The 21,048-nt window shown below is 52.2% G+C and carries 19 protein-coding genes; 6 read left to right on the top strand and 13 right to left on the bottom strand.

Annotated elements, in window-relative coordinates:
- Nucleotides 1-82: 82 nt before the first annotated feature.
- Entirely contained in the window at nucleotides 83-1,222 is a 1,140-nt protein-coding gene (locus DBY86_RS00885) for a polyamine ABC transporter substrate-binding protein (RefSeq protein ID WP_107818556.1), read from the bottom strand.
- Between the two features lie 274 nt (nucleotides 1,223-1,496).
- Nucleotides 1,497-2,120: an outer membrane lipoprotein periplasmic chaperone LolA gene (gene lolA, locus DBY86_RS00875; RefSeq protein WP_107818554.1), complete on the bottom strand. Its 624-nt coding sequence runs from the start codon at nucleotides 2,118-2,120 to the stop codon at nucleotides 1,497-1,499.
- A gap of 427 nt (nucleotides 2,121-2,547) precedes the next feature.
- On the opposite strand from lolA, the gene DBY86_RS00865 reads away from it, so the two are divergent.
- The 3 genes from DBY86_RS00865 to DBY86_RS00855 are packed head-to-tail and all read left to right on the top strand — an operon-like array spanning nucleotide 2,548 to nucleotide 5,098.
- Nucleotides 2,548-3,375: a ferritin-like domain-containing protein gene (locus DBY86_RS00865; protein ID WP_107818845.1), complete on the top strand. Its 828-nt coding sequence runs from the start codon at nucleotides 2,548-2,550 to the stop codon at nucleotides 3,373-3,375.
- Nucleotides 3,376-3,420: 45 nt separating this feature from the next.
- The gene (locus tag DBY86_RS00860) at nucleotides 3,421-4,380 is read left to right on the top strand and encodes a cation diffusion facilitator family transporter (protein ID WP_107818553.1); all 960 of its coding nucleotides are present in this window, start codon (nucleotides 3,421-3,423) and stop codon (nucleotides 4,378-4,380) included.
- A gap of 55 nt (nucleotides 4,381-4,435) precedes the next feature.
- Complete coding sequence (locus DBY86_RS00855; protein WP_107818552.1) at nucleotides 4,436-5,098, top strand: HAD family hydrolase; 663 nt, start codon at nucleotides 4,436-4,438, stop codon at nucleotides 5,096-5,098.
- 318 nt (nucleotides 5,099-5,416) lie between these two features.
- On the opposite strand, the gene DBY86_RS00850 is transcribed toward DBY86_RS00855, so the two are convergent.
- A complete protein-coding gene (locus tag DBY86_RS00850) occupies nucleotides 5,417-5,722 on the bottom strand; it encodes a hypothetical protein (protein WP_107818551.1) in 306 nt (101 codons plus the stop codon).
- 314 nt (nucleotides 5,723-6,036) lie between these two features.
- Nucleotides 6,037-6,858, bottom strand: coding sequence for a posphoenolpyruvate synthetase regulatory kinase/phosphorylase PpsR (gene ppsR / locus DBY86_RS00845; RefSeq protein WP_107818550.1), 822 nt, complete (start codon nucleotides 6,856-6,858; stop codon nucleotides 6,037-6,039).
- Nucleotides 6,859-7,269: 411 nt separating this feature from the next.
- Here ppsR and ppsA point away from each other — a divergent pair, with 411 nt between their 5' ends.
- Both ppsA and rho read left to right on the top strand, forming a co-directional pair.
- Nucleotides 7,270-9,654, top strand: coding sequence for a phosphoenolpyruvate synthase (gene ppsA / locus DBY86_RS00835; RefSeq protein WP_107818549.1), 2,385 nt, complete (start codon nucleotides 7,270-7,272; stop codon nucleotides 9,652-9,654).
- 218 nt (nucleotides 9,655-9,872) lie between these two features.
- On the top strand, nucleotides 9,873-11,132 hold the full coding sequence (gene rho, locus DBY86_RS00830; RefSeq protein ID WP_107818548.1) for a transcription termination factor Rho: 1,260 nt from the start codon (nucleotides 9,873-9,875) through the stop codon (nucleotides 11,130-11,132).
- 107 nt (nucleotides 11,133-11,239) lie between these two features.
- On the opposite strand, the gene DBY86_RS00825 is transcribed toward rho, so the two are convergent.
- The 9 genes from DBY86_RS00825 to yajC form a co-directional block, all read right to left on the bottom strand.
- Nucleotides 11,240-12,535 (bottom strand): NAD(P)/FAD-dependent oxidoreductase, encoded by a 1,296-nt coding sequence (locus tag DBY86_RS00825; RefSeq protein ID WP_107818844.1) that lies wholly within the window; start codon nucleotides 12,533-12,535, stop codon nucleotides 11,240-11,242.
- A gap of 125 nt (nucleotides 12,536-12,660) precedes the next feature.
- A complete protein-coding gene (locus DBY86_RS00820; protein ID WP_107818547.1) occupies nucleotides 12,661-13,548 on the bottom strand; it encodes an ABC transporter permease subunit in 888 nt (295 codons plus the stop codon).
- On the bottom strand, nucleotides 13,548-14,513 hold the full coding sequence (locus tag DBY86_RS00815; RefSeq protein ID WP_107818546.1) for an ABC transporter permease subunit: 966 nt from the start codon (nucleotides 14,511-14,513) through the stop codon (nucleotides 13,548-13,550). Before DBY86_RS00815 ends, DBY86_RS00820 begins: the two co-directional genes overlap by 1 nt.
- A gap of 15 nt (nucleotides 14,514-14,528) precedes the next feature.
- Nucleotides 14,529-15,653, bottom strand: a complete 1,125-nt coding sequence (locus tag DBY86_RS00810) for a polyamine ABC transporter ATP-binding protein (RefSeq protein WP_107818545.1) — start codon at nucleotides 15,651-15,653, stop codon at nucleotides 14,529-14,531.
- A gap of 276 nt (nucleotides 15,654-15,929) precedes the next feature.
- Nucleotides 15,930-16,199 (bottom strand): 30S ribosomal protein S15, encoded by a 270-nt coding sequence (gene rpsO, locus DBY86_RS00805; protein ID WP_002217790.1) that lies wholly within the window; start codon nucleotides 16,197-16,199, stop codon nucleotides 15,930-15,932.
- Between the two features lie 80 nt (nucleotides 16,200-16,279).
- Nucleotides 16,280-16,414 (bottom strand): hypothetical protein, encoded by a 135-nt coding sequence (locus tag DBY86_RS13890; RefSeq protein ID WP_300906066.1) that lies wholly within the window; start codon nucleotides 16,412-16,414, stop codon nucleotides 16,280-16,282.
- Entirely contained in the window at nucleotides 16,404-17,339 is a 936-nt protein-coding gene (gene secF / locus DBY86_RS00800) for a protein translocase subunit SecF (protein ID WP_107818544.1), read from the bottom strand. The genes DBY86_RS13890 and secF overlap by 11 nt, the downstream gene beginning before the upstream one ends.
- Nucleotides 17,340-17,342: 3 nt before the next feature.
- Nucleotides 17,343-19,196, bottom strand: a complete 1,854-nt coding sequence (gene secD, locus DBY86_RS00795) for a protein translocase subunit SecD (RefSeq protein ID WP_199901007.1) — start codon at nucleotides 19,194-19,196, stop codon at nucleotides 17,343-17,345.
- Between the two features lie 211 nt (nucleotides 19,197-19,407).
- Nucleotides 19,408-19,674, bottom strand: a complete 267-nt coding sequence (gene yajC / locus DBY86_RS00790; protein WP_107818542.1) for a preprotein translocase subunit YajC — start codon at nucleotides 19,672-19,674, stop codon at nucleotides 19,408-19,410.
- Between the two features lie 131 nt (nucleotides 19,675-19,805).
- Here yajC and DBY86_RS00785 point away from each other — a divergent pair, with 131 nt between their 5' ends.
- Nucleotides 19,806-20,924 (top strand): histone deacetylase family protein, encoded by a 1,119-nt coding sequence (locus tag DBY86_RS00785; RefSeq protein WP_107818541.1) that lies wholly within the window; start codon nucleotides 19,806-19,808, stop codon nucleotides 20,922-20,924.
- The last annotated feature ends 124 nt before the right edge of the window (nucleotides 20,925-21,048 follow it).

Here is a 21,048-nt window from a genome sequence, read left to right as displayed (position 1 = left end):
TTTCTAAATAATCCTAATCCTGACTTAATGCGGACACGCCGTTTCCTGCCGCCCGAAAGGTTTCAGACGGCAGGGGTTGCGGTTATTTGCCCGCTTTGAGCCCTTGCCACAGCTTCACGCCCAGTTTGGCGGATTCTGCGGATTTGGGCGATACGATGAAACTTTTTTCCATCAGTTCTTTGGTCGGGAAAATCGATGGATCGTTTGTGTATTTGGCTTCCATCAAATCACGCGCGGGACGGCTGGCGGGCGCGTAGGTAACGAAGCTGCCGTTTTTCGCCGCCACCTCGGGCCGGAGCGTGTAGTCGATATAGCGGTGGGCGTTGGCAACGTTTTGCGCGTCGCGCGGAATCATAAAGGAATCCACCCACACGCCCACGCCTGTTTTCGGGGTCAATACTTTGACTTCCACGCCGTTTGCGGCTTCTTCGGCACGGGTTTTGGCAATGTTCAAATCGCCGCCGTAACCGATGGCGGCACACAGGTTGCCCGCCGCCATATCGTCAATATAGCCGGAAGAGCTGAAGCGTTTCACGTCGCCCCGGACGGCTTTCATCATATCGACGGCGGCTTTGATGTCTTCGGGATTTTCACTGTTGGGGTCTTTGCCCAAATAGTGCAACGCCAAGGGAATCTGTTCGATTGCGCTGTCGAAATAGCTGATGCCGCAGGATTTGAGTTTGGCGGTGTATTCGGGTTTGAACACCAAATCCCATTCGTTTTCGGGCAGCTTGTCCGTACCCAATGCCTTTTTCACCTGCCGCGTATTGATTGCCAAGGTGTTGATGCCCCAGAAATAGGGGACGGCGTATTCGTTGCCCGGATCGACGGCTTCCATCATTTTCAGCAAATCTTTATCGATGTTGCCGTAATGGGGGATTTGCGCCTTGTCGATTTTCTGATACGCGCCCGCTTTGATTTGCCGGCCGACGTTGGCGATGGACGGCGCGGTCAGGTCGTAGCCGGATTTGCCGGTCAGGACTTTTGCCTCCAGTGTTTCGTTGCTGTCGTAATAATCGGAACGCGTCTTGATGCCGGTTTCTTTTTCAAAGGCGGCAACGGTTTCGGGATCGACATAATCCGACCAGTTATAGATGTTGAGTTTGCCCGATTGTTCGGCTTCGGGCTTGGCGGAGGGGGTTTGGGCGGCGGTATTGCTTCCGCCGCCGCACGCAGTCAAGGCGAGGCTCAGGATTGCCGCCGCCACCAGTGTTTTTTTCATGGTTTTCGACCTTTCGTTCAAAAATAAAAAACATTGCAGGGACGGCCCGGCCGCCTGCATCGGAAGCTGTGGGGGCGGTCGGTCGACTTTCTTGGCCCTTGGTGCAGCAAGGTTTGCATTAAACGGCAAAAATAGCCGGGGCGCAACCGTTAATTTTCACGGGTTTGCCGTTCCGGCGCACAATCGGGCGGTAATGGGGGACATTGTTCCGTCTGCGTGAAAATGCCGTCTGAAGCCTCGGCGGCGTTCAGACGGCATTTTTCAAAACGGCAAATCAGTTGCTCAACACGTCCACGCCTTTGGGCGGGGTAAACTTGAACGCGCCGCGCGAGAGTTGGGGATTGGTATTCAAACCGCCGAAACTGACGGAGGTTTGGTTGCCGAAGCTGTCTTTCAACTGCATGGCGGCGAGGTTGCCGCCTTTGAAGCCGATGCGGATATATTGGTAGCCGGCGTTGTTGCGTTTGGGCGTTGCCAGCACATAATCGATGCCGTTGGACGAACCGTCCTCTTTCAGCGTGTAGCTGCTTTCGAGGGCGGTTTTGTTCGACAGGATGGCGGCAGGGCTGCCGCCTATGATCTGGTCTTGGGACGACTTGGTAACTTGTGCCAAATCGACATCATAAAGCCAAACGGTTTGACCGTCGCCGACAATAGTCTGTTTGTAGGGCGAAGTGTATTCCCATTTGAAGAGGCCCGGTCGCAGGATTTTGAACGTGCCGTGCGCGGTTTGGGTTTTCTTTTTGCTTTGGACGGTTTGGGTGAAGCTGCCGCTGATACCGTCGGCATCGTTGTTGAATTGCTTGAGCGCGTCCACCGCGCCCGCCTGTGCGGAAGCGACGGCGACGGTCAGGGAGCAAACGGCGAGGAATTGGAACAGGTTGTGCGGTTTCATCATTATTTTTCCTTGTCGGGATGGTGTGGCGTAAAGTATCGGCGCGGCAAAACAATCATACGGGCGGCGTTACGGGCGGTTTGCATTTTGCAAACAGTGTTTTCCGAGGGCTGATTTTTTGCCCACCGGAAAAGGAAGGCGCGCCACGCTGCCCTTTAATGTGCGCCGCGTTATAGTGGATTAACAAAAATCAGGACAAGGCGACGAAGCCGCAGACAGTACAAATAGTACGGAACCGATTCACTTGGTGCTTCAGCACCTTAGAGAATCGTTCTCTTTGAGCTAAGGCGAGGCAACGCCGTACTGGTTTTTGTTAATCCACTATATTTGACGGTTTGGGCGCGGAATGCCGGATCGCGGAGATTATATGCCTCATCTTGTTTTTTTTAAACGCTATAATATTTGTTTTCCGAAAAACGGCGGACTTGGAATGAAACCTGATATTTATGCCTTGCTCGAACTTGCCCTGCTTTCAGACGACCCCGATGAAAAAGGACGGCTGACGGATGAAGCGTTTGCTGCCGTTCAGAACATCGACGGTGCTGAGGCAGACGCTGCGCCGCTGGACTTCCGCCACGCGGGACGGCCGCCGAAGCCTGTTTTGGTCGCGCCGTCGCAACTGACGCCGCGCAAGATGAACACGACCGAAGGCTATGCGGCGATGCTGCATGCGATTGCGCATATCGAGTTCAACGCCATCAATCTGGCTTTGGACGCGGCATACCGTTTCCGCACGCTGCCGTTTCAGTTTGTGCGCGACTGGGTGCGGGTGGCGAAGGAAGAGGTGTACCATTTCCGCCTAATGCACGAAAGGCTGCGCGCTTTCGGCTTTGATTACGGCGATTTCGAGGCGCACAACCATTTATGGGACATGGCGTATAAAACCGCTTACGACCCGCTGTTGCGCATGGCGTTGGTGCCGCGCGTGTTGGAGGCGCGCGGGCTGGACGTTACGCCGGGGATACGCGCGAAGGTGGAACAGCGTGGCGATTCGGAAACCTGCAGCGTGTTGGACATCATTTACCGCGACGAAGTGGGCCATGTCGCCATCGGCAACCATTGGTATCAACACCTTTGCCGCGAACGCGGTTTGGAACCTGTCGCCCTATTCCGCAGTCTGATTGCCCGTTACGATATGTTTATCTTCCGGGGATACGTGAACATCGAAGCGAGGGAAAAAGCGGGCTTCAGCCGCTTTGAATTGGATATGTTGGAAGATTTCGAGCAGGGTTTGAGACAAGGCAAAAAGGTCGTCTGAAAACCCTGAATCCGGATTTTCAGACGACCTCTGTTGAGGAACGTTATGTCTCACCATCACGAACACCATCATCACGCACACGCCCACACGCATACCGCCAACAAAAAAGTATTGCGCGTGTCGTTCATCATCATCGCCGTCTTTATGCTGCTGGAGGCGGTCGGCGGCTGGCTGACCCACTCGCTCGCGCTGCTTTCCGACTCGGGGCATATGTTCAGCGACGCATTTTCCTTGGGCGTGGCGTTGTGGGCGTTCAAACTCGGCGAAAAAGAAACCACGCTGCAAAAGACCTTCGGCTACAAACGTTTTGAAATCCTCACCGCCATGTTCAACGGCTTGTCGCTGGTGGTTATCGCCGTGCTGATTTTCTACGAAGCCGTCAAACGCCTGCTTTATCCGCCCGAAATTGCCACGCTGGGGATGCTCGTCATCAGCGTCGTCGGCCTGCTGGTCAACATCGGTGTGGCGGTTTATATGCTGAAAAACAGCGACACCGAAGCCAACGTCAACATGCGCGGCGCGTATCTGCACGTTTTAAGCGACCTTCTCGGCTCAATCGGCGCGATTGCCGCCGCCGTGCTCATGATGGCGTTCGGCTGGAAATGGGCGGACCCGCTCGCCAGCGTGTTCGTTGCCGCGCTGGTCGGACGCAGCGGCTGGGGGCTGCTCAAACAAACGCTGCACATCCTCATGGAAGGCGCGCCCGAAAACATCCACACCGACGACCTGCTCGCCATCATCCGCAACACCGACGGCGTCAAATCCGTCCACGACTTACACGTCTGGACGATTACCAGCAATATCAACGTCCTATCCTGCCACATCGTCGTGGACGGCAGCATGACCGTTGCCGAATCCGAACAAATCGCCTACCGCATCGAACACGAGTTGTCCCACAAAAACATCGGACACTGCACCATCCAAATCGAAAGCGAACACCACCCGCACAAAAACGAGATTTTGTGTTCGCCCTATGCAGAAGCACATCATAGCCACAGCCATTAAACCAACAAGGCCGTCTGAAAACCTTTCAGACGGCCTCCACCAAAGGAAAAAACACATGATACAAGCCGTATTGTTCGACCTCGACGGCACGCTCGCCGACACCGCCCTAGACCTCGGCGGCGCACTCAACACCGTATTGCGCCGCCACAACCTGCCCGAAAAAAGCATCGAGGAAATCCGCCCGTATACCAGCCACGGCGTAGCCGGCCTGTTGAAAATCGGTGTCGGCATGACTGCCGAACATCCTGATTTCGCAGCATGGCGGCAAGAATGCCTTGAAGCATACAGCCTTTGCTATGCCGACAAAACCACGCTGTTCGACGGCGTAAACGAACTCATCGTCGAACTCGGCAGACGCGGCATCAAATGGGGCATCGTGACCAACAAACCCATGCGCTTCACCGACAAACTCGTTCCCAAACTCGGATTCGCCGTTCCGCCCGCCACCGTCGTCAGCGGCGACACCTGCGGCGAACCCAAACCCGGCATCAAACCCATGCTGTATGCGTGCGGACAAATCCACGCCACCCCGCGACACACGCTCTACGTCGGCGACGCGGAACGCGATATGCAGGCGGGACGCAACGCCGGTATGAAAACCGTCCTCGCCGAATGGGGCTACATCTCAGATGAAGACGATACCGACTCATGGCAACCCGACTACCGCATCGCCACACCGATCGGGCTACTCGGGACGCTAAACAAAATCCGTCCTTGAAAAATGCCGTCTGAAACCCTTCAGACGGCATTTCCCGCATTCCGGCACCAGCCGGTGTCTTCGTTAATCAACTGAAAAAATCGGCCGGAAGTCATCGGCTTTTATTGTGCCTGCTTTCAATCTTCTTTTTCTCTTGGCTCGCCTGCTGCCGTCAATTCGTGCGCCTGCCCTTTTTTTTCTCTGTTGTAAGAACCTAGTTTTCAGTTGCCTAAAAGTGAGCTATAATAGTCGCCCATTGTACTCAATGGTAAAAAGTTTACAAGTTACTCAAAATAAAATTAAAGCCCTTGCTAACCTGTCCTGCAAGGGCTTCTTTCTTTATCGTCTGTTTCTCTCTTCGTTCATGTTCTGAATGCGGATATGCTCCACTAACTCGCGGTGCTTATCGGCTTCTGTCCGCTCTCCCCAATCAAAGCCGCCTTTATTTCCTGTTGTGCCTGTGCCTATGTTCGCCCAAAAGTCGGGAAGGAATGGTAAAAACAGCCTGAAAAAACTGTAAACAATGCCAACGACATAGGCTATTAACGAAATGGGCAACACAATAAAAACATATACACTAATGCCCGCAATGACAACAGCCACAATCCAAGCGAAGCAAAAGAAAATAGTATGTAACCAGTCCATAAGACTAACTCCAATCTAAAAACGCTCTGTAAGCCGTCTATTTTCGTTTTATAGCGCGTTCATTATATGGCTGCTTAAATTTTTAGCAGCCCTGAAATCCGACGGGCTGTACGGTATGGGCAGGACATCGGATGTCGGCAGGTAAACCAGCTTGATATGCCGCCCGCCCCGACTGTGGAAACACCCATCGGGATTGGACTTGAGCAGGCGGGTTACCAGCCTTTGGACATCTTTGTTTGACGAATATTTAATGGCGGAACTCCCGTGTAAGGTGTCAATAAACGGAATTTTGCCCGGATTTCAGGCAGGAAACATCAAAACCTGCGCTTCAACTTGCACGCCTGAAGGATGTGTACCGCCAGTTCCTCAACCGACTTATCCGTCGTATTCGCAAACGGAATCCCATGCCGTCTGAACATACTCTGCGCATCCGCCACCTCGCTGCGGCAGGTATCGATGCGCGCATAAGCCGAATTCGGACGGCGTTCCTGACGGATGGCCTGCAAACGTTCCGGCTGGATGGTCAACCCGAACAGCTTGTCTTTATACGGCTTGACCATACGCGGCAGATCGGCCGATTCCAAATCGTCGGGAATCAGCGGATAGTTTGCCGCACGGATACCGTATTGCAGGGCGAGGTAAAGGCAGGTCGGCGTTTTGCCCGAACGCGATACACCCATCAAGATTACATCAGCCTCCTGAAGGTTCTTATCGCTGACCCCGTCATCGTGGTTCAAAGAAAAATTGACCGCCTCCATACGCGCATCGTAACGCTTCGTATTGCCGATACTGTGATGCCCTTGTTCGGCGGCAACCGCCTCGGTGTTGAGTTCCTTTTCCAAAAGCCCGAGGAAGGTTTCAAAAAAATTGATGTGGAAAGCGTCTGCCTGTTTGATGATTTCACGGATTTCGTCATTGACCACGCTGACAAACGCAATCGGACGCTGACCGTTTTCCTGCCGGCTCCGATTGACCTTCTCCACCACCGCGCGCGCCTTTTCCGGCGTATCGACAAACGGGTGCGTATGGCGTTTGAACGACAGATTGCCAAACTGGTTCAGCAAAGCCTCGCCGATATTCTCGGCAGTCAGACCGGTACGGTCGGAAATGTAAAACACATGGCGCGGACTGCTCATCTTCCATCCTTAAAACACAGGTTTAAAACCCCATCATAACAGCAGCGGCAGACACAAGGAAAGCACCCGCAGTACGCCTACCTCGGATTACACCCAAACAGACACAATATTATTTTGAAATAAAATTATTTAGATAAAGTATTTTTTGGAATAAAATTTTAAAAAATAAACAAAAAAATCCAACAGAAAAAACATTAACTTATTCAAACCATCTGTTTTACAAAGAAAATACCCAAAAAAGGAAACATACCGGCTGCAAGTTTCAAACCGCTACACACGCCGAAACCGCAATTTTTCAGACGGCATCATGATTTTAAAACGGATAAAACACATGACAGCAGAGGAACGAATCGCTTAAAATAAGCAAGCGGATTTGTTTCTTTTTTAACATATTTTGGATTGGACACACAAATGGCCGACAACTACGTAATCTGGTTTGAAAACCTGCGTATGACAGATGTTGAACGCGTGGGCGGTAAAAACGCCTCGCTGGGCGAAATGATCAGTCAGCTGACCGAAAAAGGCGTGCGCGTCCCCGGCGGCTTTGCCACCACGGCCGATGCCTACCGCGCATTCCTCGCACACAACGGTCTGAGCGAACGCATTTCCGCCGCACTGGCAAAATTGGATGTCGAAGACGTTGCCGAACTGGCACGCGTCGGCAAAGAAATCCGCCAATGGATTTTGGACACGCCCTTCCCCGAACAGCTCGATGCCGAAATCGAAGCGGCATGGAACAAAATGGTTGCCGATGCCGGAGGCGCGGACATTTCCGTCGCCGTACGCTCTTCCGCAACCGCCGAAGACCTGCCGGACGCATCATTTGCCGGCCAACAGGAAACCTTCTTGAACATCAACGGCTTGGAAAACGTTAAAGAAGCGATGCACCATGTATTCGCCTCCCTGTACAACGACCGCGCCATTTCCTACCGCGTCCATAAAGGCTTCGAACACGACATCGTCGCCCTGTCCGCCGGCGTGCAGCGTATGGTGCGTTCCGACAGCGGCGCATCAGGTGTGATGTTTACCCTCGACACCGAATCCGGCTACGACCAAGTCGTCTTTGTTACCTCCTCTTACGGTCTGGGCGAAAACGTCGTACAAGGCGCGGTCAACCCGGACGAATTTTATGTGTTCAAACCCACGCTCAAAGCGGGCAAGCCCGCCATCCTGCGTAAAACCATGGGTTCGAAACACATCAAAATGATTTTTACCGACAAAGCCGAAGCCGGCAAATCGGTAACCAACGTCGATGTTCCCGAAGAAGACCGCAACCGCTTCTCCATTACCGACGAAGAAATCACCGAGTTGGCACACTACGCGCTGACCATCGAAAAACACTACGGCCGCCCGATGGATATCGAATGGGGGCGCGACGGCTTGGACGGTAAACTCTACATCCTACAAGCCCGTCCCGAAACCGTCAAATCCCAGGAAGAAGGCAGCCGCAACCTGCGCCGCTTTTCCATCAACGGCGAAAAAACCGTCTTGTGCGAAGGCCGCGCCATCGGTCAGAAAGTCGGTCAGGGCAAGGTACGCCTGATTAAAGATGCTTCCGAGATGGATTCCGTCGAAACCGGCGACGTACTCGTTACCGACATGACCGACCCGGATTGGGAACCCGTGATGAAACGTGCTTCCGCCATCGTGACCAACCGCGGCGGCCGTACCTGCCACGCCGCCATCATCGCGCGCGAACTGGGCATTCCTGCCGTTGTCGGCTGCGGCAATGCGACCGAACTCTTGGAAAACGGCCAGGAAGTTACCGTATCCTGCGCTGAAGGCGATACCGGCTTTATCTATGCCGGTCTGTTGGACGTACAGATTACCGATGTCGCCTTGGACAATATGCCCAAAGCACCCGTCAAAGTGATGATGAACGTCGGCAATCCCGAACTCGCATTCAGCTTCGCCAATCTGCCCAGTGAAGGCATCGGCTTGGCGCGTATGGAATTTATCATCAACCGCCAAATCGGCATCCACCCGAAAGCCTTGTTGGAATTTGACAAACAAGATGACGAATTAAAAGCGGAAATTACCCGCCGTATCGCCGGCTATGCGTCCCCTGTCGACTTCTACGTCGATAAAATCGCCGAAGGCGTGGCGACATTGGCCGCATCGGTTTATCCGCGTAAAACCATCGTCCGTATGTCCGACTTCAAATCCAACGAATACGCCAACCTGGTCGGCGGCAGCGTATACGAACCGCATGAAGAAAACCCGATGTTGGGCTTCCGTGGTGCGGCGCGTTATGTTGCCGATAGCTTCAAAGACTGTTTCGCCTTGGAATGCAAAGCATTGAAACGCGTCCGTGATGAAATGGGTCTGACCAACGTTGAAATCATGATTCCGTTCGTACGCACTTTGGGCGAAGCCGAAGCCGTCGTCAAAGCCCTGAAAGAAAACGGCTTGGAACGCGGCAAAAACGGTCTGCGCCTGATTATGATGTGCGAACTGCCGAGCAACGCGGTATTGGCGGAACAATTCCTGCAATACTTCGACGGCTTCTCCATCGGCTCGAACGACATGACCCAATTGACCCTCGGCCTCGACCGCGACAGCGGCTTGGTGTCCGAATCCTTCGACGAACGCAACCCTGCCGTCAAGGTGATGCTGCATCTTGCCATCTCCGCCTGCCGCAAGCAGAACAAATATGTCGGCATCTGCGGTCAAGGCCCGTCCGACCATCCGGACTTTGCCAAATGGCTGGTTGAGGAAGGCATCGAAAGCGTTTCCCTGAACCCGGATACCGTCATCGAAACTTGGCTGTATTTGGCGAATGAATTGAACAAATAATCAATGCCCATACCCCCGAGCCTGAAAAGCGCGGGGGTATTTTTTCCAAGCAGCTCCGTTCAGACGGCATTTCCTGCCGATGCCCCGTCCGCGATAATATTTGACACCCACGCGCCGACTGCCTACAATTCCCCCTTCTCCGAGCAACCGGCAACGGTCAGCTTCTTCTTTCAGACGGCATCTGCCTGTCTTTTTCCTCTTCAAAATACATCATTATTATGCACGTCTCCGAATTACAAACCCTGCACATTTCCAAACTTTTAGAGTTGGCAGAAGAACACGCTATCGAAAATGCCAACCGTTTCCGCAAGCAAGACTTGGTTTTTGCCATCGTCCGTCAAATGATGAAAAAAGGCGAGGGTTTTACCTGCTCCGGCACACTCGAAATCCTGCCCGACGGTTTCGGTTTCCTCCGAAGTGCGGATACCTCCTATCTTGCGGGTCCTGATGACATATATGTCTCACCCACCCAAATCCGCCGCTTCAACCTGCATACGGGCGACACCATCGAAGGCAGCGTGCGCGTCCCCAAAGACAACGAACGCTATTTTGCCCTGGTCAGACTGGATTCCATCAACGGCGACCACCCGGAAGTATGCCGCCATAAAATCCTGTTTGAAAACCTGACTCCTCTGTTTCCGACCAAACAGTTAAAACTGGAACGCGACTTAAAGTCCGAAGAAAACCTGACCGGACGTGCCATCGACCTGATTTCCCCCATCGGCAAAGGTCAGCGCGCCCTCTTGGTTGCCCCGCCCAAAAGCGGTAAAACCGTGATGCTGCAAAACATTGCCCATGCCATTACCGCAAACTATCCTGAAGTCGAGCTCATCGTCCTCTTGATTGACGAACGTCCCGAAGAAGTTACCGAAATGAGCCGTTCCGTCCGAGGCGAAGTGGTTTCCTCCACATTTGACGAGCCGGCGCAACGCCACGTCCAAGTTGCCGAAATGGTGCTTGAAAAAGCCAAGCGTATGGTGGAACACAAAAAAGACGTAGTCATCCTGCTGGACTCGATTACCCGCCTTGCCCGCGCCTACAATACCGTCGTGCCTACCTCGGGCAAAATCCTGACCGGCGGTGTCGATGCCAACGCACTGCACCGTCCCAAACGTTTCTTCGGCGCGGCGCGCAACGTGGAAGAAGGCGGTTCGCTGACCATTATCGCCACCGCATTGGTTGAAACCGGCAGCCGTATGGACGATGTGATTTACGAAGAATTCAAAGGCACCGGCAATATGGAATTGCACCTTGACCGCCGTATGGCGGAAAAACGCCTCTTCCCCGCCATCAACATCAACAAATCCGGCACGCGCCGCGAAGAGCTGCTTGTCCCGAACGACCAGTTGCAACGTATGTGGCTCTTACGCAAATTCCTGCACCCGATGGATGAAATCGAGGCAGCCGAATTTTTAATCGGAAAAATCAAAGCCTCTAAAAACAATGATGATTTCTTTGAACTGATGCGCGGAAAATAAACACGCCGCCCGCATTAATGCGAAATGCCGTCTGAAACCTGAAAATCGGGTTTCAGACGGCATTTTTCACGTTTGCCGCCGATGGATAAACATACTGCCTGCAACGCTTAACGGCTGTCTTTCCACTGATAATATTTCGAGCCGAGGAAAGAACCGAGTTTGCGCAAAAACGGTTGGAGGATGATGTTCGGCTGGCGCAACTGCTCAAACGGCTTCAGACGGCATTTGTCCCCTAAAATTGCTTCGGCAACCGCCAAGCCTGCAATGCCCGTTATCGCCATCCCGTGCCCGGAATAGCCTTGCGTATAAAAAACATTCGGGGCCAAACGTCCGAAATGCGGGACAAGGTTGGCGGTAATATCGCACTCCCCGCCCCACGAATATTCGATTTTGACATCGGCAAGCTGCGGAAAAACTTTAAGCATATCTTGGCGGACAAGCTCGGTCATACGCGTGGGATCGTCGATAAATTCGTGGTCTTTTCCGCCGAAAAGCAGCCTGCCGTCCGCGCTGAGGCGGTAATAATCCAAAATATGGCGGTTGTCGCATACAGCCATATTGTTGCGGATAAGCCCTTTTGCGCGCGCGCCCAAGGGTTCGGTGGCAATAATAAAGGTACTGACGGCAATCGCCTTGCGTTCCAAAGGCCGGAATATCGGGTTCAAACCTGCATAGGTATTAACGGCATAGACCACATTTTTGCATTCGACACTGCCTTCCGGAGTGTAAACCAACCAACCGTTTTGATAAGGTTCAATGCGTATCATAGGAGAATGCTCAAAAATCTGCGCCCCGGCTTCGGCAGCGGCACCGGCAACACCCAACGTGTAATTGAGCGGATGAAGGTGTCCGGACAGGGGGTCGAATTGCGCCCCTTGGTACATATCGCTGTCAAGCTGCTGTTTCAACTCGGCTTTATCCCAAAGTTGATAATGACTCGCACCGTAATACCGTTGGGCGTGTTCATGCCACTGCTGCAACTCTTCCCAATGCTGCGGACGAACGGCAACCGTGGCATAACCGCGCTGCCAATCGCAATCGATGGCATGTTTGCGGACGCGTTCGTCCACCAGTTCGACCGCCTGCAAAGACTGTTGCCAAAACCATTGCGCCTGCTCCAAGCCGACCTGTTTTTCAATTTCCTCCATACCGCAGGCGTAGTCGCTGATGACCTGCCCGCCGCTCCTGCCGGATGCGCCGAAACCGATACGCGCGGCTTCCAAAACGACGGCTTCATGTCCGTGTTCCGCCAGCGGCAATGCGGTACACAAACCGCTCAAACCGCCGCCGATAATGCAGGTTTCGGTTTTCAGACGGCATTGAAATTTCGGATAAACAGTATGAGGATTAACCGAACTAAAATAATAAGAAGGTAGATATTCTTGAAAATCAGGACGAATCATTATGTTTACTTTATCAGGTATATTTTCAGACGGCATGATATGGTTTGCCGTACCATGCCGTCTGAACGGGAAATTACTTTAAGAAAACAGGCTGACCTGATAATGCGGTCAGCCTGCCCTGTCGGTCAATGCGCTTTCTCGGCAGCCAGTTTTTCCTGGCGGTAGGCTTCTGCCGCCTCGCGGTCGCGCTTGGTTGCCTGCCTCATCATCCAATAATTAACGATGATGACCAATGTTCCGATGATGCCGATCAGGATGGTTGCCAAGACATTCATCTGAGGATCGAGACCCAGCTTGATTTTGGAGAAAATCACCTGCGGCAATGTAGAAGAACCAGGGCCGGACAGGAAGGAGGTAATCACCAAATCATCCAAAGACAGGGTAATGCCGAGCAGGAAGCCTGAAGCGATGGCAGGGGCAATCAAAGGCAAAGTGATGACAAAAAAGATTTTCAGCGGACGCGCACCCAAATCCATTGCAGCTTCTTCGAGCGACTGGTCAAGCTCGACCAGCCGCGAACGGATGACAACGGTAATGTATGCCATACACAGCGTCGTATGTCCGAGGAAGATGGTGAAAAAGCCTCGATCGAAGTAGAGATGTTGCAACCATTCGCTGCCCTGCAAAAATATCTGCACCTGAATAATCAGCAGCAGCATAGACAGACCGGTAATCACATCGGGCATCACCATAGGTGCGGAAATCATACCGGCAAACAGCGTGCTGCCGCGAAAACGTTTGATACGCGCCATCGCATAGCCCGCCAGCGTACCCAAAACGACGGCGGCAAGCGAAGACACAACGGCAATACGCAGCGATAACCAAGCAGCTTCCAAGATGGTGTCGTTTTCCAGCAATGCGCCGTACCATTTGGTCGAAAAGCCGCCCCAAACAGTAACGAGCTTGGATTCGTTAAACGAATAGACAACCAAAACGACCAGCGGGATATACAGAAACGCCAGCGACAACATCAGCATCAGTTTCAGAAACCAAGATAATCGGGATTTTTGCATTATTTGGCTCCTTCTTCCAATTCGCGGTTTTCATAATGCTGGAATAACGCAATCGGCACGACCAGCAGCGCGACCATCACAACAGCGACGGCAGAAGCCAGCGGCCAGTTGTTTTGATCGAAGAATGCCTGCCACAATACTTTACCAATCATCAGGTTTTCCGAACCGCCGACCAGCTCGGGAATGACGAACTCGCCGACAGCAGGGACAAACACCAGCATCGAACCTGCAATAATGCCGGTTTTCGACAAAGGCAGGGTAATCGTCAAGAACGATTTGACCGGTCCCGCACCCAAATCGGAAGCCGCTTCGAGCAGGCGGTTGTCGAGTTTCACCAGTTGCGTGTATAGCGGCAGAATCATAAACGGCAGATAGGCGTAAACCATCACCAAATTGAGCGAAAAGGCATTGTAGAACAAATCCAAAGGCTCACTGATAATACCCATTTTAATCAACAGGTTGTTTGCAATGCCGTTATGCCCGAGCAGACCCATCCACGCATAGACACGCAGCAGGAACGATGTCCAAAAGGGCAGCATAATGGCAAGCAGCAAACCATTACGGACAGAAGGATTGGCACGGGAAATCGCATATGCTGTCGGATAACCGACCAACAGGCAAATCACCGTCGTCGTCAGTGCAGTTTTTATTGAAGACCAATAGGTCATCAGATAGATATTGCTGTTTTCGCTGTCGCCGAAGGGATTCAGGGTATGCCAAAAATTTTGGAAAATATCGGCATAGTTTTGATAGCTGACGGCGATGTTCAGACGACCCAAATCCTCATCTATCGTCGTTAAAGGAGTAAACGGCGGGATGGCGATTTCCTGTTCGGCAAAGCTGATTTTCAGCACGATGGCGAACGGAATCAGAAACAGCACCAAAAGCCAAATATACGGCACGGCAATCACCGCACGCTGCCCCGGACGGCGGAACAGTTTGTTTTTCAGTTTTTTAAGGTTCATCTCATTCCCCTTAAATCAACGGAACAACGGAGTCGGTTGGTTTTCCGGCCAGCTGATATACACGGTTTCATCCCAAGTTGGCGGCGTGATGTTGCGCACATACCAGTAAGGGGCAGGGACTTGGCTTTTGACGACGCGCCCGTTGGCGAGTTTGATGTGGTAAATGGCGAAGCTGCCCAAATAGGCGATTTCTTTAACCGTGCCTTTCGCCCAGTTGTAATCGCCCAAATGTTCGGGTTTTTCTTTATACAAATCGATGTCTTCGGGACGGATACTGACCCAAAGGTCCTGCTCGCTCGGGCCGCCCAAACCATGATCGATGCGGACGTGGTTTTCTAAACCTTCGCATTCGATGACGGCATAATCCGCATGATCTTCAACAACGACACCGTCAAAAATATTGGTTTCGCCGATAAACTCGGCAGTAAAGCGGCTGTTGGGATAGTCATACACATCGCTGGGTGTACCGACCTGCTGCAACTGACCGTCAGACATAATGGCGATGCGGGTCGCCATCGTCATGGCTTCTTCTTGGTCGTGCGTAACCATAATACAGGTTACGCCGACTTGTTCCAGCGTATTGACCAACTCAAGCTGGGTTTGCTGGCGCAATTTCTTGTCCAATGCCCCCAAAGGTTCGTCAAGCAACAGGATTTTCGGACGTTTTGCCAAACTGCGTGCCAAAGCGATGCGCTGTTGCTGACCGCCGGACAATTGGTGCGGTTTACGTTTGGCAAATTTGGTCATCTGAACCAGGCGGAGCATTTCTTCGACGCGCGCATCGATTTCGCCTTTAGGCATTTTGTCCTGTTTCAGACCGAAGGCAATGTTCTGCTCCACGGTCATATGCGGAAAAAGCGCGTAACTTTGGAACATCATATTGATGGGGCGGTCATAGGGTGCAAGTTTGGTAATATCCTGACCGTCAAGGATAATTTTCCCCTGATTGGGGCTTTCCATACCCGCCAGCATACGCAGCAGCGTGGATTTTCCGCTGCCGGAACTGCCCAAAAGGGCGAAGATTTCGTGTTGATAAATGTCCAAGTCGATGTTATCGACAGCGTAATTGTCACCAAACTTTTTCACCAAGCCTTGGATTTGCAGATAAGGTTTGGCTGAAGACGCAGTGGTTGCGGTCATAATGGCAATACTCCAATAAAAAGACGAGTACCGGCAAAACGGATTTTCGAATGGGTGATAAAAAGCTGTTTGATTGCTGGCGGGAGTCGCAACGTCTGATGCCGTCTGAAACTCTTGTGAAGCGCACGGGCAGCATGAAATGGAACAGGATTCCAAAGAACTTTGTATTATATTAGTTTATGCGGTTTTCGGGCAATAAATATGGATTTGAACTTGTCGGAAAGCAACAGAAAAGAAAACACCGCCCATTTTTCTGGGCGGTGTCGGAAAGCGCAATTATTTACGCAGACCCAAGCGGGTAATCAACGCACGATATGTATCGGGTTGGGTACGGCGCAAATATGCCAACAAGCGGCGGCGTTGGCTGACCATTTTCAACAGGCCGCGACGGCTGTGGTGGTCTTTGGGGTTGGCTTTGAAGTGGGGGGTCAGGTCGTTGATGCGGAAAGTCAACAGGGCGACTTGTACTTCAGAAGAGCCGGTATCGCCTTCTTTGCGTTGGAAATCTTTAACGATTTGCGCTTTTTGTTCTACGGTCAGTGCCATAATGGAAAAACTCCGAAAAATAAAAAGAACCCCAAATGGGATTCGGACAAGTTTGCCAAGCCTCGACAACGGCAAACTCCCTATTCCTGAAACAGGAACGGCGCATTATCACACAATTTTTGCTGTTCTGCACGATATTTTGCGATGTCGGCGAAATGCCGTCTGAAAACGGAGACATCTTCCAGTTTCAGACGGCATTTGACATCAGACCACAATTTCTTCCTTCTGTTTCGCTTCCTTGGCGATATTGTCGCGGCTCAAACCGAACATCAGCAAGAGCGGGCTGGCAACCAATACGGAAGAATAAATACCGAACACGATGCCGATGGTCAACGCCATAGAAAAACCGTGCAAGGCCGCACCGCCGAACACCAGCATAGAAACAACCATCGCCTCGGTCGAACCGTGGGTAATGATGGTGCGGCTCATGGTGGCGGTAATCGCGTTGTCGATGACTTCCGGCACGGTATGTCCGCGCATCGTCGGCTTGCGGAAGTTTTCACGGATACGGTCGAAGACGACGACGGATTCGTTCACAGAATAGCCCAATACGGCAAGGATACCTGCCAAGACGGTCAGCGAAAATTCCCATTGGAAGAAGGCAAAGCAGCCGAGAATAATCACGATGTCGTGCATATTGGCGATAATGGCAGATACGGCAAAACGCCATTCAAAACGCATGGACAAGTAAATAATAATACCTGCCACTACGAAGCCCAATGCCATCAAACCATTGGTAACCAATTCCTCACCGACTTGCGGGCCAATAAATTCGACTTGGCGCAAAGTAACGTCGGGACTGTCTTTTTTCAGCAAATCCATAACCTGATTGGACAACTGTGCGGAAGTAACGCCTTCTTTGTTCGGCAGGCGGATCATAATGTGTTTGTTCGTACCCAATGCCTGAACCTGTACATCACCCATTTTCAGTGTATCGAGGCGTTCGCGCATCTTATTGACATCCGCACCCTGCTGATATTGGACTTCCATTACCGTACCGCCAGTAAATTCGACGGAGAAATTCAGGCCTCTGGTAACCAAGAAGAATACGGCGGCAATAAAGGTAACCAACGAAATGAAGGTCGTCAGTTTGCCGTAGCTCATAAACGGAATATCGCGTTTGATTTTAAAGAGTTCCATAGCTTACTCCTTACCTGCCGCAGTTTCGGCTTCAGGTTTCCATACCGCACCGATGGAAATATTCTGCAATTTGCGTCTGCGTCCGTACCACAGATTGACCAACGCACGGAATACGACGACGGACGAATACATCGAAGTCAGAATACCCAAGCAGTGTACGACGGCAAAACCGCGTACCGGACCGGAACCGAATACCAAAAGCGCGATACCGGCAATCAGCGAAGTCAGGTTCGAATCGACAATGGTCGCCCATGCGTGTTGGAAACCGAGATTAATTGCCTGCTGCGGCGGCACACCGGCACGCAATTCTTCGCGGATACGTTCGTTAATCAAGACGTTGGAGTCGATTGCCATACCCAAAGTCAACGCCAGCGCGGCAATACCCGGTAACGTCAACGTTGCCTGCATGGCAGACAAAATACCGATTAGGAACAGTATGTTGGTGCTCAATGCAATGGTAGAAAAGAAACCCATCAGACGATAGTAAACCACCATGAATGCAGCAACGATGGCAAAACCCCATAAAGTCGAATGGAAGCCTTTTTCGATGTTCTCCTTACCCAAAGACGGACCGATGGTACGTTCTTCGACAATCTGCATCGGTGCGGCAAGAGAACCGGCACGCAACAGCAAAGACGTATCGTTGGCTTCGGCTGTCGTCATGCTTCCGGAAATTTCCACGCGTCCGCCGGTAATGGCAGTACGGATAACTGGCGCGGTTACAACCTCGGATTTTCCTTGGTCAATCAAAACCATCGCCATGCGTTTGCCGACATTTGCGGCAGTCAGTTCGCCAAAAATACTGCCGCCCGCGCTGTCCAAACTCAGACTGACGGCAGGCGCGCCCATTTGGTCAAAACTAGGCTGGGCGTCATTAATATTATCTCCGGTCAATTCGACCTGCTTGCTGATCAAAAGGGTCTCAGGATGATCCCCGCCGCTTGAAAGCAGCTCATAACCTGCGGGTACATTACCTTCCGAAGCCTCGCGCAACTTAACAGGATCATCCTCCACCATGCGCACTTCCAAAGTCGCGGTACGACCGATAATGTCTTTTGCCTTGGCAGTATCTTGCACGCCGGGGAGCTGTACGACAATGCGATCCAAACCTGACTGTTGGATAATCGGCTCTGCCACGCCCAACTCGTTTACACGGTTATGCAGTGTAGTGATGTTTTGCTTCACCGCATCTGAGCGTACTTTATTCACCGCCTCTTCCGAAAGCGTCAATACAATATTGCTGCCTTCTGAATTTAACGTTGCCTCAGGAAACAGCTTGCGTAACTGAGGCAGTGCCTTTTGCACATCACCGGCATCCTGCAAAGGAACAGTCAGACTGTTTTCAGTCTGGCGTACCGTACCGCTGCGGATTTTTTCGCGGCGCAATTCGCGGCGGATATCGCCGGAATAACGTTCGAACGTTTTCTGCATGGCGGCTTTCATGTCCACCTGCATGGTGAAATGCACGCCGCCGCGCAAGTCCAGACCCAAAAACATTGGATTGGCTTTGATTTTCGCCATCCATTCGGGGCTGTCCGCCAACAGGTTGAGCGCGGTAATATACCCTTCGCCCAAAGTATTTTCGATGATGTCGCGCGCTTTAAGCTGCGTTTCGGTGTCTTTAAAACGCACTTTCAGTGAATTGTCCACAACAAACATCCCGTCGGTCTGAATACCCGCGTTTTGCAGCGCGGCATCCACTTTGGATTGAGTCTGTTCGTTGATGATGATGGCTTGTCGGTTGGTCGATACCTGCACGGCGGGCGTTTCGCCGAATAGGTTGGGCAGCGAATACACTGCGGCAACCGCAATCGTGAACACAATCAGCAGATATTTCCATAAAGGATAACGGTTCATCATTGTTCCTTAATGGTTGAAACCCCACCCTTTCGGTGGTGTCGGAATCGGGCTATTTCAGAAGAGGCAAAACCCCTTCCCAGTCAGGCGAGACCGGAAGGCGGCATCCTGAATATGCCGCCCTGCGTGTCGGAACATGGTCAAGCCTTCGGTTGGAATTCAAAACAAAGTGCCGCATACGGGCTTTCCCGATGCGGCTTGTCGGCACAAATCAATCGACTTTTGAGGCAATCGCATTGCGTTCCACTTCGACCTCGATTTTTGTACCCTGTCCGATATCCACGGTAAAAAACTGTTCGCCGACTCTGGTTACCTTACCCTTGAAACCTGCCGCCAAGACCACTTTATCGCCGGCTTTCAAGGCGGCAAGCATCGCCTGATGCGCTTTGAATTTCTTTTGTTGGGGGCGCATGATCAGGAAGTAGAACACCACCATAATCAACACCAAAGGAGCAAATTGTGCAACAGCTTGATTCATAATTTATCCGTTCTTTCTAAATATGATTGAAAATCGAGCGGGGTATATAATAGCATAAGACCGTAAACAATATATCGGGTTTGCTGCCCATACCCAACCGTATGCCGTCTGCACCCCCTTTCCCCGAACCCATGCCGCTGACCCGCCTGTTCCTGAAACTCTACGCCCTGCTGCGCCTTTTTTTGGGCAAAAACGCCCAGACCGCCTGGCTTTTCCACCCCGCCTGCACCGGACACGAACCCGGAGCAAACCATCCCGATTCGCCCGACCGCATCCTCTGCATCGAGCAGGCATTGCGCCGCGCCGGTATTTGGCAGCACCTCCAAACCGTAGAGGCGGAAGAAATCAGCGATACTCGCCTTGCACTTGTCCACTCAAGCAAATATCTGAACCGTTTGGAATCTTGCCTACCCGAAGACGGCAAGATTTGCCATTTGGACGACGACACCGTTATCAGCAAAAACTCCCTGTCCGCCGCCCGTTTTTCCGCCGGTTCGGCAGTTCAGGCAGTCGATATGGTCATGAAACGCAAAGCATGGCATGCCTTTTGCGCCGCCCGCCCTCCGGGGCATCACGCGAAAAGCGGCAAAGCCGGCGGATTCTGCCTGCTGAACAACGTTGCCGCCGGCGTCATGCATGCCATTGCCGAATACCGCCTGAAACGCATTGCCGTCATCGATTTCGATGTCCACTACGGCGACGGTACGGCAGAAATATTCAAAGACGATCCGCGCATCCTGTTTTTCAACCTGTTTGAAACCGACCTTTTCCCCTTCCCCGAAAACAACGATATGCCCGACGGCGGCAATATGGTGCACCTGCCCTTGCCGCCGGGAACGGGCAGCCGCACATTCCGCGAAGCCGTCCGCAAACAGTGGCTGCCCCGGCTTGCCGCATTCAAACCCGAACTGGTACTGCTGTCGGCAGGATTCGACGCACACCGTCTGGACGAATCGGGCAGGCTCAACCTGCACGAGGCGGATTTTGCCTGGCTGACACACAAAATCATTCAGACGGCATCGGGCTGCCCCGGCAAAATCGTATCCGTACTCGAAGGCGGTTACACCCTTGAACCTCTGGCACAATCTGCTGCCGAGCATATCCGCGTGCTGGCAGGGCTGGGCAAATCCGATGCCGCAACCGCCTATCAGAGAACACTGAACCCGACAAAAAAACGGTTTGCCAAACCGAAAACCGGACAGGTACGCCAACCTACCCAATCCGACCGTTACGATATAAATGCCGTCTGAAGCCGATTCGGTTTTCAGACGGCATCATTATTTGACCTGACGCAAACAGAAAGCCTTCCGCGTGCTTAAACACGTCTCTTGTAGTAAAATAACATCTAAACAGATTCAACCGGAAACGGTCAGG

Source organism: Neisseria bergeri (assembly GCA_003044455.1).
Classification (GTDB): Bacteria; Pseudomonadota; Gammaproteobacteria; order Burkholderiales; family Neisseriaceae; genus Neisseria; species Neisseria bergeri.
This window is presented reverse-complemented; position numbering and strand designations above follow the sequence as displayed.